The following is a 16,214-nucleotide window of genomic DNA, read 5'->3' as shown; positions in this document are numbered from 1 at the left end:
AGGAGCCCCGCACTGTACCCGTAGGGTCAGTGCCGGGAGGAATGCGGAAGTTACGATAGAATCATGACCCAAGTCCTGACCGTCTCCTGCAAGCTCAAGGTAGCCCAGTCGCAAGCCGCAAAGTTGGATGCGACAATCGATGCCTTTGTGCAGGCGTTGAACTGGGTCAACCAAAACACACCAGAAAAAGTAGTCAACGCAGTCAAACTCCAGTCCCTTTGCTATTACCAGATTCGCGCTCGGTTTGGCTTGTCCAGTAACTTGGCTCAGCAGGTCTGCAGACGGCTGGCCGGTGCCCGTAAAGTTGCCCAACAGAAAAACCGTCCGGTCAAAGCGTTCAAGAGAGGCTTTGCGACCTACGATGCCCGTATCTTTTCGTTCCGCGAGAAAGACTGGTCGGTGTCGCTGACCACGGTGGAGGGTCGGGAGCGCTTTGAGCTGGCGATTGGCCGTTACCAGAGAGAACGGCTGGCGGGCTCCAATCCCAAATCTGCCACTCTGGTCAAGCGTAAAGACGGTTCCTACTCCATTCAAATCTGTGTGGAAACGGAACCGTGCCCACCGCAACGCACGGATAGAGTGCTGGGCGTGGATTTGGGAAGGACGGATATTGCTCATACATCGGAAGGAGATAACTGGAATGGACAGCAGTTGAACCGAGTCCGAGACCACTACTCCAAGCTGAGGGCGGCACTCCAACGCAAAGCCAGTAAGGGCACCCGCAGTTCGCGGCGCAGATGCAGAGAACTGTTGCAACGGCTGTCTGGCAAGGAGAGGCGCTTTCAGGCGTGGGTCAATCATCGCATCTCCAAAGCTATTGTCTCTAGGGCAAAGGCGACAAACAGCGCTCTTGCTCTGGAAGACTTGACAGGGATCCGGGAGCGCATCAACCAACAACCCCGCAGTAAAACTGAACGGCGCAGGGCCAACAGTTGGGCGTTTTATCAACTCCGTCAATTTTTGGAGTACAAGGCTCTGCGTGCGGGGGTTGCTCTGATTCTTGTGCCGCCTGCCTACACGTCGCAGACCTGCCACCGGTGTTTGCACATTCATCCCGACCCTGCGCAATCCTACCGCAATGGGAAGCAGTTCAAGTGTGGGCACTGTGGATGGGAAGGGGATGCGGATTTGAATGGTGCGAATGTGATTGCGCTTTTGGGGGCTGCTGTAAACCAGCCTAGAGGTTCGTGGTTGGCTTGCCAACTGCAGGGCTACCGAAAGCCCGCCCTGTACTGCGAAGCAGTCAGGGTCGGGTAGTTTACGCATCGCCGGGGGAACCGTGGCACCGGTCACCAGAGCGCCCACGCGGAACGGATATGCTAGGGACATTTCAATCCTCCACCATCCGGGTTGAAGTCGAGGCCAGTGCATCGACCGTGCAGCGCTGTCTGACAGAGGTGGGATTGTTGCAGCAGTGGATCTGGCCCCAGCAACTGCAGGGATCCCTTCCCGAAAGGCTGGAGCCGGGCAGCACCTTTGCGGCCCAATGGGGCCCCCTCTCGATCATGCACCAGGTGGAAACCCTGCTGCCGGAACGGCTGCGCCTGCTGATGTGGGGAGGAGCCGATGGCTACTGTGACTGGCTGTGGGGGAACGGCTGGGTGCAGTTGCGGGTAGAGGCCGTCTCTCTCCTGCCCTTGGGCTTGGGACAATTGCTGATGCTGCGGCGGCTGCAACAGTTTGCCCAAAGCCAAGAACAGCGCCCCTCTTAGGACTTAAAAAGCGACCTTCCGGCAAAATCCGTGGATCCTCGGCTTGACAAAATGCGTTTCGGTTGCAGCATGCTACTTCTCTAAAGATTTTCCACTACGATAGTTGTAGCAGAGCTTACTCTTCCCGTCCGAGAGGCCCAATGAATCCGCCGACCAGCCCCACCCCAACCGCCATCGAGCAGGAAAAGTTTGAGATCCGCTTGGGAGAAGCCCTCAACCGAGCAGGACTGCTCACCCCCGCCCAACTGGCTCAGGCCATGTGGGAAAAGGCCGATACCCCCTTGATGTTGGGGGAGCTGTGTATGCAGCACGGCTGGATTGCCCCCCAAGATCTCTATCCGTTGATCCCGGTCGAACTGGTGCGTATCGGCGAGATCTTGATGCTGCATGGGTATCTGGAGCTGGAGCACATCCATCAGGCCCTGATTCAGCAGCGGCAGCACCCGGAGCGCAAGCTGGGGGAGATCTTGGTGCAGCAGGGCTGGGTACAACCCCACTGGTTGGAATGGGCCTTGGACAAGCAACAGCGGCTGCGGCGCCAGAAAGGAGCTGCCAACAGTTGGGAGGTGATGGTGGAGCAGTGGTCCACCATTCCCGATCAGCCCCCTCTTTATGTCTCCCCTCTACAGGTAGCCCAAGAGACCTACAGAGTTACCCAGCAATACAAAGCCCAGCTGGAGCGCTACCAAGAGCAAATTGCCATCTTAGAAGCGCAACTGGAGCAGCAGCGGCAGCAGCAACAGCTCCTGGTCGAACAATCGCTGCAGCAGGTTGCCGACCATCAAGCCCGCCAGCAGGAGCAGCAGCAGCGCATTGCCCAATTGGAAGCCCAAATTCAACAGGAGACAGAACAACAAAAGGCTGCCCAACAGCGCATTCGGGAACTGGAGGAGCAACTCCAAGCCCAGCAAACTCAGGGATCCGCGCAACTGCAAGCCGCCCAAGCAGAGCTGGAAATCCTACGTCGCCGCTGCCACGAGCTGACAGAATGGCAATCTCAAGCCAAACACAAGCTGCAAGAGCTGGGATCCCAACTGCAGGAGCAGCAGAAGATACAGCAGGATCAGGCACAGCAGCTCCAAGAGCAAACCCACCTGCGTCATACTCTGCAGCAAATGGAAGCCCAAGTGGCCGCCCTGAACCAATCGCTGCAGGAGCACCAACATCAACTCCAACTGGCCCAGTCCACGAAACAGCGCTTAACTGCCGACCTAGCCCACGTTCGCCAAGAAGCTGCCGAGGCCACCCACCGCCTGCAAGTGCAGCTCCAAGAAACCCAAGCCCAACTGCGAGAAACTCAAGATCGCTTGCAGGAAGCCCAAGCCCAAGTGAGCCAGCTCCAGGCCCAACTGCAGGCGGCCCAAGCGGAAAACCGTGCTCTAGCCGCAGCGGTAGCCGAAGCCCGGCGAACTTCCCCACCTGCAGCTGCACCGACCCCAGCTCCAGAGAAAGCCCGGCCAGAGGCAGAGGATCTCAAGGCCCTGACCATAGCCGACTGGGCAGCCGAGCTGAGTGCCCCAGAAAGCGAATTGCCCCCGCAGCAGTATTTGGGGGAAGAGGACTTGGAAGCTCTACAGCGGGCTACCCCCTGGGTACAGCGGGTATTGACCCAATTGCGGGCGGCTGGCCTGATCGACAATGCCGGCATCGAAACCGTCATTCACGCTTGGGAAAAGGCAGGGGGCACTTTCACAGATGTGCTGGCCCACCACAGCGGCCTCAAGCCGGAGACCGTCAAATTTTTCAGCGAAGGGGGCTACTCTGTTCAACTGGCAGGGGGACGCCACGTGGCCGACTACCTCAAGGCTTCTGGATTGGTCAGTGCCACCCAAATCGAACAGATCCAGAAGCACCTGCCGCCAGGGGGATCCCTGTGTCAGGCCCTTGCCCAAGCCGGGATTCTACGCCGGGCCACTGCCCTGTATTTCGAGCGCCACTTCGGCGGGCAAAAGCCCCGCCGCCCGCTGCGGGAAGAGCTTTAGAGGAACCATGCTCTATCGCTGACGCCAACGACCGACAAGGGATCCGAATACAGACACAAGCTGCCAACAAGATGCCAATTAGACTAGAAACTAGATAGAGATAGATCATCAGAAGCGACCGGTTTCTCACCCCTGAGAGACCCAAGTTACTCGGTAGTTGTGTCGATCTCTTCTGCTATGACTACGGAAGCTCCAACTCGACCTGCTCAGCAGTTCTCGCCCTCGAGAACCCAGGTTCGCCAGCCCTACCCCCACTTCAAGGTGATCGTCTTGGATGACGATTTCAATACCTTTCAGCACGTTACGGAATGTCTGCTGAAATACATCCCCGGCATGACTTTGCCCCTAGCGCGGCAACTGACCGTGCAGGTGGATGCCGAAGGGCAAGCAGTTGTTTGGGTCGGCCCTCAAGAACAGGCGGAGCTCTACCATCAGCAATTGCTGCGGGAGGGGTTGACCATGGCCCCCTTGGAGCCGGCCTGAAGCACCAGGCGTTCGTAGCTGCGCTCAACTGCTGCCAACAGCTCCGCTTGGCCCCAACCGGCGTAAAGGCTGCTGGCAATGGCCAGCCCACCCGCCCCCACCCCTTCCTTGACATAGCCCCGCTCGTAAGCCTGTAGAGGCAGATAGCGGCTATTGGCAAAGCTTAGTTGGGTGGCCAAAAGGGGAGCAACCCCCAACAACTCTGCCAAGGCCACCGTATTGCCCGAGGGATCCTCTGCCACCCAGCGGGTGGTTCCCACCACCACGTTCTCCGGGGGCCAAGGGATCCCCTGCTCTTCCCCCCAGCGCTGCATCAAGGCCAGCACCGCCAACATTTGGGTTCCCCCCGCCAGCAGCACCGCTCCCCGTTGCGCTGCGCCCATCGCCAACCCGGCCACAAAGGGCTGCATGGGATCCCCCACTGCCGCCACCACCTCAGCAGCAGAAGCTCCCCTTGGCAGACGGGCCAATCCCTGCCGGGCCAAGGCCAGCTTTTGGGTGTGGTTACAGACCGGGTGGCTGCTGTTCACCATGCCCTCTGCTGCCCACCCCAACCCCAGTAACACCGCCAGCGCCGTGGTGGTGCCCCCCGCCACGCATTCTCCAATCACGCAGTAGCCTTTCTCCAGCCGGGATCCGCGGTCGTACCCTTCTTGCCAAAGGGATCCCACCTGCTCCAAAGACAGAGCCTGTCCTGTGCTCAAGCAGCGGGCCACTCCCCCAGAGCTCACCATTTCTGCCCCCGGCAAAGGTTCCGGCAAGCCACAATCGAACACTCGGCACGGGATCCCCAACTCCCTCAGGATGGCGCAGCTGATCACCACCGGAGAAGGATAGCCATCCGGAGAGGTGGGCAAGCGGTGAGAATGGCCCGCCAGCAACACTTCCCCATCGGCAAGAGCTGTGTAGCGACGCAAGGAGGGGGTAGCGCCGGCAGCCGAAATGCCCGGAACAAGAGCCGTTTCGGTAAACCCCAAGCAGGCCAGAAACAGAGGTCGGGATCCCTGCACCCGTTCGCACCACCGCCGGGCCACAGCCGGCTGAGTGTAAGCCTTAACGCAAGGAAACGGAAGCATACCGGACACCGAGGCAAACAAGCCAGAGTCTATCCTGAGCCAGAAGGGCGGGATCCCGTACTCGCAGGAGGGGTTGCCTCCTGCTGAGGCAATCGGATTCGGATAGGATGGGTATACCCAATGCAGTTTATTCAGGGCAAACGGAAGGCCATGAGCTTCTTCGACTCTGAGATCGTCCAAGAGGAAGCCAAGCAACTGTTTCAGGATTTCCAAAACCTGATGCAGCTTGGTCAACGGTACGGCCAATTCGACCGGGAAGGCAAAAAAATCTTCATCGAACAGATGGAGGAGTTGCTGGAGCGCCAGCGCATTTTCATGAAGCGGTTGGAACTCTCCGACGACTTTATGGCTCAAATGACCATCAAACAACTGCAAACTCAGCTTGGGGGGTTTGGGCTCTCCCTGACCCAAATGTTTGACCAGATGCACCAGACCCTAGAGCGCATGAAAGCTGAGGCAGACGCTGAGCGTTGACCCCCAAGAACGACCTACACGAAGGGACCATGTCTTCTTCCCGCCAGACCCGCAACCAGAAATTGATTCTGGAGGTGCTAGAGCAGCAGTCGCAGCCCCTTTCGGCGCAAGAGATCTTTCTGGAGTTGCGCAATGCCAACCACACCGTCGGTCTGGCCACGGTTTATCGAGTTTTGGATGCTCTGCGCAATGAGGGCAAGCTGCAGGCGGTCAACTTGGGAGATCAGCAGACCTACTACCAGGTTCTGCCCAGCAATGGCCACAACCGCCACCACCTGATCTGCACCGAATGTCGGCGGGTGGTGCCTTTGCCCGATTGTCCGGTGGAAGATTTGGAGGCACAGCTTTCCAGCCGATACCAATTTGCGATCGAGTACCATGTGCTTGACTTCTACGGCGTCTGTGCCCAGTGCCGTAGAGGGGTTGGGCCAGGCCCGGACTCACAGCGTTCCTCTTTTCTCAAAGCTAAGCCCAAATGATGAGCTATCTCTGGACGGTGTTGATCGGGCTGGCCGGCGCCCTGATCGGGGTCAAGCTGAGGCTTCCGGCAGGAGCGCTGGTGGGCTCCATGGTGGCGGTGGGTCTGGTGAATGTCTGGGGGGCGATCCCAATTCCCGCTCCCCCAGCCGGGATCCGTTTTGCCATGCAGGTGGTGTTGGGCATTCTTTTGGGTACTAAGCTCACTGCCGATACGCTTCTGGCCCTGAAAGATCTGTGGCGACCAGCCCTGCTCTGTACAGTGATTGCGGTGGGCACGGGGGTCTTGTCGGGGTACCTGATCTCCCGTTGGCTGGGGATCGAGCGCTTGACTGCCATCTTGGGCACAGCTCCAGGAGGCATTTCCGACATGAGCCTGATAGCCCTGGACATGGGAGCCCAAACCAGCACAGTGGTGGTCATGCACTTGGCACGCCTGATCAGTGTCGTCGTGGTCGTCCCCTGGGTGGTGCGACTGCTCGTTCAGCCGGGCACGAGTTAGCTAGACCGCCGGGAAGCCCCGCCCTCTGTGCATCAGCATGAGTGCCGGAGTATGTCACGAAAGTCCTCGGAGCAGAGACGGTGGGTGGGTTAGACTAGGGGCGATACAGAACTTAACAACTGAACCGCTGCCTTGGAACTTTCCCCTTCTCCACTCACCTGCCATGCCGACGCTGCCGGATCCCCTTGGAGCGCTGCTCTCCGTTCTGCAGATGGCTCTTTGGGCAATGTCTCCTCTGGCCAAGGCGATTGGTGGCCTCTACAGCTGCATTGGCAGGGGGAGCCAGACCCGGTACAGCCTGAGCTGGTGCAGGTGGATCCCGTGCTGCGCTTGCTGCTTTTGGGGGATGGCTTTACCACCCGTAATCTTGCTGCCTTGATCCAAGAGCCGATTCAGGCTCATCTGCTGGACACGGGCCGGGTTGATTTACAGGCAGAGCAGGGCACTGCCCCCAAGTCCATGCAACAGCTGGCCAGAGATTTGGGGCGGCTGGGATCCCCTTTGATGCGGCGGCGGGTTTGGCTGTGCGGAGTAACCTCTCAACAGCCCTTGCTCTATGCCACCTCTTGGTGGAACTCTGAACATCTGGTTCAATACTTGCCCCATCCCGATCGGCCCATTGGCCAAAATCTGATCCAAGAAAAACTGGAGACCTTTCGCGAGCTGCGCGGCCTTTACCACGGCGAGGCAGACCCGGTTGCCCGGCTGCTGCAGTGTCCCGGTCCCTTCTGGGCTAGGCATTATCTTTTGTTGCACAGGGGCCAGCCTTTGACCGTCATCTACGAGGTGTTTTCTCCACGGCTGGCCGCAAGGGCCCTGTCCCGCTAGCGCGACGGAGACCTCCAACGGCGCACGGCTGCGGTGATGGCGGCGGCCACCTGCGGATCCAATTGGGCGCTGGTGGAGATGCGCTGATAGTCCTCCTAAGGTTAGAGAGGCTGCCTGGCCAAGATCTAAGACACGTAAACCCCTGTCAGGGGCGCGCTCAGGGCTTCTTCCAACTCTGCCAGGCCAAGACGACGCTCCAGGATATCCATCACCTCGCGGCCAAAATCATGGGGGTTGCGATCCCAGGCTTCCAGACACACTTCCCCAAAAAAGGATCCCAGGGGTTCTGGGTTCCAGAGCAGTTTGCGCGCCGTCCAAGGAGTCATGTGCATGGGGTTAAAGCGGTCGTCGATAACACCGATTTTGCGAGCAAAATCTTCTAGATGAGTGTGGGGTTGCAGGCCGATGAAGAAGATGGCCGGCTCAACTTTGTCGCGACCAAAGATGGCTTCCAGCTCGCGATGGTACCGTACTGTTTGCCGAATGGTTTCCGGTCGCTCGTCGATGACATTAAAGGAGTAATTGACCGAAACCAGATCGTTGAACCCTGCCTGTTTGAGGTAGCGGCAGCTCTCCAGTACCGTGCGCAGGTTATAGCCCATGCGCATTTTGCGCACCAGCTCCTGGGATCCGCTGGTGATGCCGATCTCGAAGTAGCTCATGCCAGTTTTCACCATGAGCTCGGCCAGCTTTGGGGTGAGGTTGTCGGCCCGAATATAGGCAGCCCAGCGAATATCGGTCATGCCGGCATCAAGGATTTTCTGCAGCAATTCCTCCGCATCCTCAATGTAGCGGCGGGCAGGGATAAACTGGGCGTCAGTAAACCAAAAGTTTCGCACTCCTCGCTCGTACAACTGCATCATTTCTCGGATCACCTCATCCACAGGGTTGAGGCGCACCTGCTTGCCTTCGATGACGGTGTAGATGCAGTAGCAGCAGTTGTGGGGGCAGCCGCGCTTGGTTTGTACCCCAATGTAAAAGTCGCCCCCTTCTAAGTAGTAGTCAATTTCCGGCCAAATGGCGGTGATGTAGGTGTAATCACAGGCGGTTTTTTGCAGAGGTTGAGGCGGCTCGTGGATCAAACCTGGGCGAGGTTGCTCCAGCTTGGCCCGATAGCAGCGCTCTGTGGCTAGGCTTTGCCCTTGGATGACTTTTTCCAGCAGCGTTTCTCCTTCCCCCACCGAGATGATGGTGCCTTGGGGCAGGTAGCGGCCCAATTGTTCGTAGAAGACGCTGACTGCCCCACCCCCCAACACCGCTTCAGCGTGAGGTTTGTAGCGCCTGGCTCTGCGGATCCCCTGCCAGACCAGCCGGGTGTTGCGCCAAATCTCGCCATAGTAGGCCAGCACCAGCCTGAGGCTATTCAGGGATCCCCGCAATTTTTTCAGGGGGTTGCGGGCGTAGAAAAACTCAAAAGAGTGTTGCAACAGGTTGCCGGCCCGCCCGTTCACCGGCGCATAGACTTGAATATCTCGCCAAGAGAAAACCAGCAAATCCGGCTGAAACTGATCAATTTGCTCCAGCATGCGGCGGCGAAAATCCAAGGGCGGGAAGGTGCCCATATCGAAGATGCGCTGCTCAACTTGGGGGAACAGCTTGTGGACATGATCGGCCAAATAAACCACCCCAATGGGAAAAATGGGGTTGCAGGGCAGCCGCACATAGAGGATTTTTTGAATCTTCAGGTTCGAGGCCATATAACCTGAGAGCTTACTTTACATCTCTTCACTCACTCTAATCGCTTTTTGAGAGGCGCGGCGGCAGGGATCCAGAAGGGACAAAGATAAGCTAAAGTTGAAGCAACCAGCAGGGTCGGACCTGAGGAGAGGGTATGACTCCAGAGGGCCCAATTTGGCACAGTCGCTATCGGCCAGAGCGGCGATTGAGCAAGCGCAGCGGCAGACACACCTACCTGGCTCAGGATTTGCTCACCTCGGAACAGGTGGTGATCAAGCTGCTGCTCTTTGGGCCAGACTTTGATTGGGCCGACCTGAAGCTGTTCGAGCGGGAAGCCCAGATCCTGCAGACCCTCTCCCATCCGGCCATTCCTGAATACCGCGACCACTTCGAGATCAGCCTAGAGGGAGGACGGGGCCTAGCCCTGGTGCAAACCTACATCGACGCCCCCTCGCTGCAGGAGTGGATGGAGCAAGGGCGGCGCTTTGCCGAGCCGGAGGTGCGGGAGCTGGCGCAAAAGCTGCTGCGCATTCTCGTCTACCTGCACGAACTCCATCCCCCCGTCATTCACCGAGATCTCAAGCCCAGCAACATTCTCTTGGGATCCGACCAGCAGGTGTACCTAGTGGATTTTGGCTCGGTTCAGGCGGCTGCTCCACGGGAGCAGGGATCCTACACCGTGGTGGGGAGCTACGGCTACATGCCCCTAGAGCAATTTGGCGGCAGAACCGTGCCCGCTTCCGACCTCTACAGCCTGGGTGCCACCCTAATCCACCTGCTCACCGGCCAACACCCGGCGGATCTGCCCCAGGAGGGAGCCCGGATTGTGTTCGAGCAAGCGGTGCACCTGAGCCCGCCCTTTCGCGACTGGCTGCGGTGGATGACGGAACCTTTGGCGGCAGATCGTCCCGCTTCCGCCCGGCAGGCCCTGGAGGCGCTGGAGCATTTGGATCGTCGTCCCGCCTTGATTCCCTCAGACGCAGCAGCAGTCCCTACTCGACAGCCAGCAGGCAGCCGGATTCAACTGCACAAGTCTGAACAGACCTTTCAGGTGGTGATCCCGGCCCGGCAAATCGGTGTTTTGGTGTTGCTGCCTTTCGCCATCGCTTGGAACTCCTTCACCACCTTTTTCACGATCATATCGGTTGGGCATGCGCCTTTTCCGGCCAATCTGTTGTTTGGCCTATTCATCCTGCCCTTCTGGACGGTGGGGTTGGTGATGGTGGGCGTGATCCTCTACGGTCTATTCGGCAAAGTCCACCTACGGATCGACACAAAATACATTCGCCTGGTTTACGAGGTGTTTGGCCTGCGCTTTCGCAGAGTTCCCCCCAGTCGGCGATGGGATATTGACCGGCTGGAGCTGATCCCATGCCAAAGCCCACAGTTGAACATCTGGGCGGGCAACCGCAAATACGAGTTGGGAGCGGGGATCCCTTTGCAGGAGCCAGAGCTGGAGTGGTTGGCCTCGGAACTAAGCCGTTGGCTGCAGATCCCAGTTGAACGGCGAAAGGTGTAGTCGTTAGGTTTTTTGCATTTAGTTATGATAAGGACAGTTTTTGGGTAAGGTCTGATGAGTTATCTTGCTGCAGATCACAGCAAATAAAATAGCAAAAAATTATAGCTTTCCTGAAAACAGAATCCAGATCCACATCGGCAAAGAGGCAGGATGCAAACAGTTTATCCAAGGCCTGCTGTAATAGCTCGCTCTGGATCCCCGTGGCGCTACCTCCCAAAAAGATATGGAAAATGATACACCAGAGATTCCATCGCTGGAGTTGCTTGGGAGTTTGGGAAAGACCCTGACTTAGAGCATCTTATCCTTGACTCAACTGTCGTTCGTGCTCACCCCTGGGCAGCCGCAAAAAAAGGGGAGCAAGCTTTGGGGAGGAGTCGAGGTGGATACAGCACTCAGATCCATGTGAGTGTGGATGGTTTGGGGAAGCCGTTAGTGTTTAGAATCACAGCAGGGCAAAGCAGGATATTACCCAAGCAGAGGCATTACCAGAGAGTTGGCAAGAAGAGCATACGAAGGTGATAGGGGATAAGATTCTCAGGAATTCAGGGAGAGGATAGACAAGGGAAGGCCGGGTGGTGATTCCTTCTAAGAGGAATAGGAGGGTGGTGGGAGATTTGACCGGCACGTTTACAGGGAGAGGCATTTAGTCGATAAAAGATTTTTTTGCGATTTAACACGGATTGCTATATTGGTGCTTGTGCTGAGAATTATCTGGCCAAATTGCTGTGGCTAAAGTTTAAGGGTATATGTGGCAGGCGTGGCTTCTGAGTCAGTGGGGGGTGGCACTCTGGCTCAACCTGGCTCTGGTGGTGCTGGGTCTGCTGAGCCCTCAGAAAGCTCTGACGCGAGCAGGGGTCATCCACGCGGGCCTGCTGGGCCTGCTGGTGTGGGGGGGGCTGGGCGGGCGGGGCTACGCGGTGGTAGCTGCCTATTTTTTAGTGGGAACAGCCGTAACCAAACTGGGGATCCGGCGCAAGCAGGCGCAGGGGATCGCCGAAAAGCGAGAGGGGGCGCGAGGGCCGGAGAACGTCTGGGGATCCGCTTTAACCGGGGCAGTATGTGCGGTGGGATATGCTTTCTTCCCGCATCCCCTGTGGTGGTTGGGATACAGCGCCAGCTTTGCAGCGAAATTGGCCGATACCGTCAGCAGCGAGGTGGGGAAAGCCTATGGCCGCAAGACCTTTTTGATCACCACCTTCCAGTCCGTGCCGGCGGGCACAGAAGGAGCCGTGAGCCTAGAGGGATCCCTGGCGGGAGTGGCGGCAGCGGCAGGGATGGCCGGGTTGGCCTGGGGGATTGGCGGGGAGTGGGTGGGGGAAAGCCCATTTTGGCTGGGCATCTGCTGGCTGGCTGGGATCCTGGCCACCCTGGCGGAAAGCTGGATGGGAGTGGTGTTACAACCCCATTTGGCCTGGATGACCAACGAAGTTGTAAACAGTATTCAAACAACCCTGGCCGCTCTTCTGGCGGTAGGGCTGGGATCCCTTATGGGCATCGGATCCTAGAAATAGGGTCACCATGAACTACCCCACCGTATAGGCAGATGGGGTTTCTAGTGCCCCATCCCCTTAACAGTGAGGTTTTTGTCCCTTCCTCTATCCCAGTTGCTTCATAGACCCGCAGGTCTCTGAAGGAGTGCTGCAACATCCGAGACCAACGAGGCTGGTTCCCAACCCCGGTTGCCCGTTGACGGCAACGTTGTACATGACCATTACCGAACCACGGTCTCTATTGCCGTGCCACCGAGAACGGCCATACAAAGAAGTCAAGCCAGGAGGCTTGACCAAAAGGGGAGAAGCTCTCCCCTTTCGCTGACCAGAGCTCCCTTAGCGCAGGCCGCTGGGCTTATAGACCAGGAAGCTGAGCACTTGGCACTGCTTAATGTTGTCGAACCCCACCACGCGAATGAAACAGTTGGGGTAGGCGCTGCGGCAAGCCTGCACTTCGCTGAGCACCTCCTGGGGAGAAGTGGCGCTGAACAGGGGCAGCTTCCACAGCGTCCAATAGCGAACCGTTGGTTCAGACGATTCGTTGAACTCTATGGCCGGGATGTAGCCCTGATCCAAGATGTACTGCACCTGCTTGATGATCTGCAGATCCGTCAGCGGCGGCAGATAGGAGAGGGTTTCGTAGCGGCGCTCTTTTGGTAAGGTTTGCATGATCGGTGTCACTCCGTTTCGAGCCTAGGGTTTTGTGGGGGGGATCCCGCTTCCGGGTGGGTAACGGGTAGGGATCCTGTTGCTGAGGTGATCCGTTCTAGATGATTGCGGCGGTGCTCCATGTTGGCTTGCTGGATGCCGGCTTTGGCCATTTCCGGCAGGTAATCGACCACCTCCGCAGCAATGTGTTCACGAACGGTCATGATGCGATAGGCCAACTCAGGACGCTCAGCCAGCAAAGCCCGCAGGTAGGCTTCCCCATCCTGAAGGTTTTGCCGAGCGGAGAACTGCTGTAGCCAAAGAGCCCTGGGGGGATCTGTTTCGCTCAGTTGAGCCAGCACCGTGCGCATCGCCTGATAAGTCAGGTAGCTGATCAAGGTCTTGGCGGTGTCTTTGGCGATCTGTTTCAGATCCATTGCCGATCCAGGGAGGGGGCCAGCAGGGCAAGAGAACCGTAGGGATCCCCTGCCCCCAGCAGATCTCTAGAGGGTGTCGACGGCCTTGAACTCGAACTTGATTTCCTTCCACAGCTCGCAGGCAGCCGCCAGCTCCGGCGACCACTTGGCTGCTTCCCGGATAATGTCGTTGCCTTCGCGGGCCAGATCTCGACCTTCGTTACGAGCTTGGATACACGCTTCCAAGGCCACCCGGTTGGCGGTTGCGCCCGGCGCGTTGCCCCAGGGGTGTCCCAAGGTTCCGCCGCCAAACTGCAGCACCGAGTCGTCGCCGAAGATTTCCACCAGCGCCGGCATGTGCCAAACGTGGATCCCACCGGAAGCCACCGGCATCACCCCTGGCATGGAAGCCCAATCTTGGGTGAAGAAAATGCCGCGGGAGCGATCGGCCTCTACGTAGTTTTCCCGCATGAGATCCACAAAGCCCATCGTGATGGCGCGGTCGCCTTCCAACTTGCCCACCACCGTCCCAGAGTGCAGGTGGTCGCCACCGGACATGCGCAAACACTTGGCCAACACCCGGAAGTGGATGCCATGGTTCTTCTGCCGGTCGATCACCGCGTGCATGGCACGGTGAATGTGCAACAGAATGCCGTTATCCCGGCACCACTTGGCCAGGCTGGTGTTGGCAGTAAAGCCGGCTGTCAAGTAGTCGTGCATGATGATGGGAGCGCCCAACTCCTTGGCGAACTCGGCCCGTTTGAACATCTCCTCACAGGTAGGCGCCGTCACATTCAGGTAGTGGCCCTTGATCTCGCCGGTTTCTGCTTGGGCCTTGTGGACAGCCTCCATCACGAACAGGTAGCGATCCCGCCAGCGCTGGAAGGGCTGGGAGTTGATGTTTTCGTCGTCTTTGGTGAAGTCCAAACCGCCCCGCAGAGCTTCATACACGGCCCGCCCGTAATTTTTGGCAGAAAGGCCCAACTTGGGTTTGATGGTGCAGCCCAGCAGCGGACGGCCATACTTATTCAACTTATCCCGCTCCACCTGAATGCCGTGGGGAGGGCCCTGGAAGGTTTTCAGGTAGGCCACCGGGATCCGCACATCTTCCAGCCGCAGCGCCTTTAGGGCCTTAAAGCCAAAAACGTTGCCCACAATCGAGGTGAGCATGTTGGTCACCGAGCCTTCCTCGAACAGATCCAGCGGATAGGCGACGAAGCAGAAGTACTGGTTGTCTTCGCCGGGAACCGGCTCGATGTCATAGCAGCGGCCTTTGTACCGATCCAAGTCGGTCAGCAAATCTGTCCATACCGTTGTCCAGGTGCCTGTCGAAGACTCAGCCGCCACAGCCGCCCCGGCCTCTTCGGGAGGAACACCCGGCTGAGGAGTAACCCGGAAACAGGCCAAGACGTCGGTATCCTTAGGCGTGTAGTCGGGAGTGTAATAGGTGAGTCGGTAATCCTTCACACCGGCTTGATAGCCGCTTTTGGATTGGGTTGCTGAATAGGCCACGTTGATCTCCCTCTGAACGAATCACAGAACCAGAAAATGCCATTCACGGATGCAACCAAGAGGAAAAAACCCAGGGCCAAAACTCAAGACCACCGAGTTTTCGTGAACGAACTCGCCCCACAACCGCGAGGCCAAAGTTGGGCCTTAAGACACTCTTCATCCCAGGGGATGGAAGCCCCAAACCCTTCTTTTCGAGTGCCTTCAATTGCTAGCTTGGACTCCCTGGACTTGCAAATCCAGTAGAAAGATTTTTATACAGTGCCTAAGCTAGAATCTCGGCAAACACAACTCTATACTGGTTTAATCCTAAGCTATCATCCGCAATAGTGGGCTGAACATTACTTTCTTTATGAGTTTGATTAGTTTGGTTAAAGTGAGTCCCGTTGCTGCCTGCCGAGAATACAGATTTCTTTGGCTTTCTTAATATCCTTCGGGTGGGATCCCCGGCCAAAACCAAAAGCTCCCTTCTTTGAGGGAGCGGAGCAAGTCCACCCACAGGATCTGGAGGGTCAAGAAACGGCTGCCAGGGTTGGCTGGGGTCTCTTGCTGATCACTTGGTCGATGAGGCCGTACTCTTTGGCTTGTTCTGGGGTCATGAAGTTGTCGCGGTCGGTATCTCGTTCGATGCGCTCTAGAGGTTGACCGGTGTGGTAGGCCAGCAAGCTATTGAGGCTGTTTTTGATGAAGAGGATCTCTTTGGCCTGAATTTCAATATCGGTAGCTGGCCCCTGAGCTCCACCAAGGGGTTGGTGGATCATGATGCGGGCGTGGGGAAGGGCAATGCGCTTGCCTTTGGTGCCCCCTGCCAGCAGAAAGGCTCCCATGCTGGCAGCCAAACCAATGCAGATGGTGGAGACATCCGGCTGAATGTGCTGCATGGTGTCGTAAATGGCCATGCCAGCATAGACAGAGCCGCCGGGGGAGTTGATGTAGAGGTAGATGTCTTTTTCAGGGTCTTCGGACTCCAAGTAGAGCATCTGGGCCACAATCAGGTTGGCAATGTCGTCGTCCACCTGGGTGCCCAAGAAAATGATCCGATCCCGCAAGAGACGCGAGTAAATGTCAAAGGCGCGCTCGCCTCGCGCAGATTGCTCAATAACGGTGGGAATCATGCCAGTCCAAACGATGGGTCAGTCCTTACTAGTGTAGTCTAAGCCACCGGACGGATGCTTTGCTCAGGACGACTCACCGGCCCGCCTCCGTACGGGGCTCGATGGGGTGTGAGCCGGCTAGAACAGCAAAGAGACGGGGTGGTTATGGCGGGATCCCTCTTCTTCTGGGATGTGGAACGGGTCTGAGGTGTGGCTCTTTGTGATGTGGTGAGGTAAACTACCCGACACCCGCGCTATGCGCAGGGTGCGAGCTTTATCCCAATCCCTAGCGGCCCCAGAGGACAGCTAAGTTTCGGAATTTCAGGC

16 protein-coding genes and 1 pseudogene are annotated in these 16,214 nt (G+C 57.7%); 11 read left to right on the top strand and 6 right to left on the bottom strand.

The annotated features are described in order from the left end of the window. Positions 1-63 precede the first annotated feature (63 nt). The 4 genes from ACVWXZ_RS06465 (at position 64) to clpS (ending at position 4,177) form a co-directional block, all read left to right on the top strand. The gene (locus tag ACVWXZ_RS06465) at positions 64-1,257 is read left to right on the top strand and encodes an RNA-guided endonuclease InsQ/TnpB family protein (protein ID WP_457403776.1); all 1,194 of its coding nucleotides are present in this window, start codon (positions 64-66) and stop codon (positions 1,255-1,257) included. Positions 1,258-1,316: 59 nt separating this feature from the next. Continuing rightward, a complete protein-coding gene (locus ACVWXZ_RS06460; RefSeq protein WP_457403774.1) occupies positions 1,317-1,712 on the top strand; it encodes a hypothetical protein in 396 nt (131 codons plus the stop codon). Between the two features lie 140 nt (positions 1,713-1,852). Beyond that, positions 1,853-3,694, top strand: coding sequence for a hypothetical protein (locus ACVWXZ_RS06455; RefSeq protein ID WP_457403773.1), 1,842 nt, complete (start codon positions 1,853-1,855; stop codon positions 3,692-3,694). Between the two features lie 177 nt (positions 3,695-3,871). Then, positions 3,872-4,177 carry an ATP-dependent Clp protease adapter ClpS gene (gene clpS / locus ACVWXZ_RS06450; RefSeq protein ID WP_011434126.1) on the top strand — a complete coding sequence of 102 codons (306 nt, stop codon included), beginning with the start codon at positions 3,872-3,874 and terminating at the stop codon, positions 4,175-4,177. On the opposite strand, the gene cobT is transcribed toward clpS, so the two are convergent. After that, positions 4,126-5,253, bottom strand: a complete 1,128-nt coding sequence (gene cobT / locus ACVWXZ_RS06445; RefSeq protein WP_457403771.1) for a nicotinate mononucleotide-dependent phosphoribosyltransferase CobT — start codon at positions 5,251-5,253, stop codon at positions 4,126-4,128. The two genes, clpS and cobT, sit on opposite strands and share 52 nt — an antisense overlap. A gap of 150 nt (positions 5,254-5,403) precedes the next feature. On the opposite strand from cobT, the gene ACVWXZ_RS06440 reads away from it, so the two are divergent. The 4 genes from ACVWXZ_RS06440 (at position 5,404) to ACVWXZ_RS06425 (ending at position 7,534) form a co-directional block, all read left to right on the top strand. After that, a complete protein-coding gene (locus ACVWXZ_RS06440) occupies positions 5,404-5,727 on the top strand; it encodes a DUF1825 family protein (RefSeq protein ID WP_011434128.1) in 324 nt (107 codons plus the stop codon). A 29-nt stretch (positions 5,728-5,756) separates the two neighbouring features. Further along, positions 5,757-6,206 carry a Fur family transcriptional regulator gene (locus ACVWXZ_RS06435; RefSeq protein WP_457482306.1) on the top strand — a complete coding sequence of 150 codons (450 nt, stop codon included), beginning with the start codon at positions 5,757-5,759 and terminating at the stop codon, positions 6,204-6,206. Further along, entirely contained in the window at positions 6,203-6,706 is a 504-nt protein-coding gene (locus tag ACVWXZ_RS06430) for an AbrB family transcriptional regulator (protein ID WP_414330730.1), read from the top strand. The genes ACVWXZ_RS06435 and ACVWXZ_RS06430 overlap by 4 nt, the downstream gene beginning before the upstream one ends. A 132-nt stretch (positions 6,707-6,838) precedes the next feature. Then, entirely contained in the window at positions 6,839-7,534 is a 696-nt protein-coding gene (locus ACVWXZ_RS06425) for a chorismate pyruvate-lyase family protein (protein WP_414330733.1), read from the top strand. Positions 7,535-7,659: 125 nt separating this feature from the next. On the opposite strand, the gene ACVWXZ_RS06420 is transcribed toward ACVWXZ_RS06425, so the two are convergent. Then, positions 7,660-9,231 (bottom strand): photosystem II high light acclimation radical SAM protein, encoded by a 1,572-nt coding sequence (locus ACVWXZ_RS06420; RefSeq protein ID WP_414343837.1) that lies wholly within the window; start codon positions 9,229-9,231, stop codon positions 7,660-7,662. Between the two features lie 134 nt (positions 9,232-9,365). Here ACVWXZ_RS06420 and ACVWXZ_RS06415 point away from each other — a divergent pair, with 134 nt between their 5' ends. From ACVWXZ_RS06415 to ACVWXZ_RS06405, 3 genes and pseudogenes are all read left to right on the top strand, one after another. After that, a complete protein-coding gene (locus ACVWXZ_RS06415; RefSeq protein ID WP_457482305.1) occupies positions 9,366-10,730 on the top strand; it encodes a serine/threonine protein kinase in 1,365 nt (454 codons plus the stop codon). Positions 10,731-10,828: 98 nt separating this feature from the next. Further along, a pseudogene (locus tag ACVWXZ_RS06410) lies at positions 10,829-11,382 on the top strand (IS5 family transposase); the annotation flags it as partial. A gap of 94 nt (positions 11,383-11,476) precedes the next feature. Next, positions 11,477-12,235, top strand: coding sequence for a TIGR00297 family protein (locus ACVWXZ_RS06405; protein ID WP_457482304.1), 759 nt, complete (start codon positions 11,477-11,479; stop codon positions 12,233-12,235). Between the two features lie 321 nt (positions 12,236-12,556). Here ACVWXZ_RS06405 and ACVWXZ_RS06400 read toward each other — a convergent pair whose 3' ends face one another. The 4 genes from ACVWXZ_RS06400 to clpP form a co-directional block, all read right to left on the bottom strand. Further along, positions 12,557-12,889 (bottom strand): ribulose bisphosphate carboxylase small subunit, encoded by a 333-nt coding sequence (locus ACVWXZ_RS06400; protein WP_011434136.1) that lies wholly within the window; start codon positions 12,887-12,889, stop codon positions 12,557-12,559. 8 nt (positions 12,890-12,897) lie between these two features. Further along, positions 12,898-13,305, bottom strand: coding sequence for a RuBisCO chaperone RbcX (gene rcbX / locus ACVWXZ_RS06395; protein ID WP_011434137.1), 408 nt, complete (start codon positions 13,303-13,305; stop codon positions 12,898-12,900). Between the two features lie 66 nt (positions 13,306-13,371). Continuing rightward, complete coding sequence (locus ACVWXZ_RS06390; protein WP_011434138.1) at positions 13,372-14,796, bottom strand: form I ribulose bisphosphate carboxylase large subunit; 1,425 nt, start codon at positions 14,794-14,796, stop codon at positions 13,372-13,374. Positions 14,797-15,305: 509 nt separating this feature from the next. Continuing rightward, positions 15,306-15,908, bottom strand: coding sequence for an ATP-dependent Clp endopeptidase proteolytic subunit ClpP (gene clpP / locus ACVWXZ_RS06385; RefSeq protein ID WP_011434140.1), 603 nt, complete (start codon positions 15,906-15,908; stop codon positions 15,306-15,308). Between the last annotated feature and the right edge of the window lie 306 nt (positions 15,909-16,214).

The sequence above is a fragment of the Thermostichus sp. MS-CIW-38 genome (genome assembly GCF_054058415.1).
Note: the sequence above shows the minus strand (reverse complement) of the source record. Positions and strands in the feature narration are given on the sequence as shown.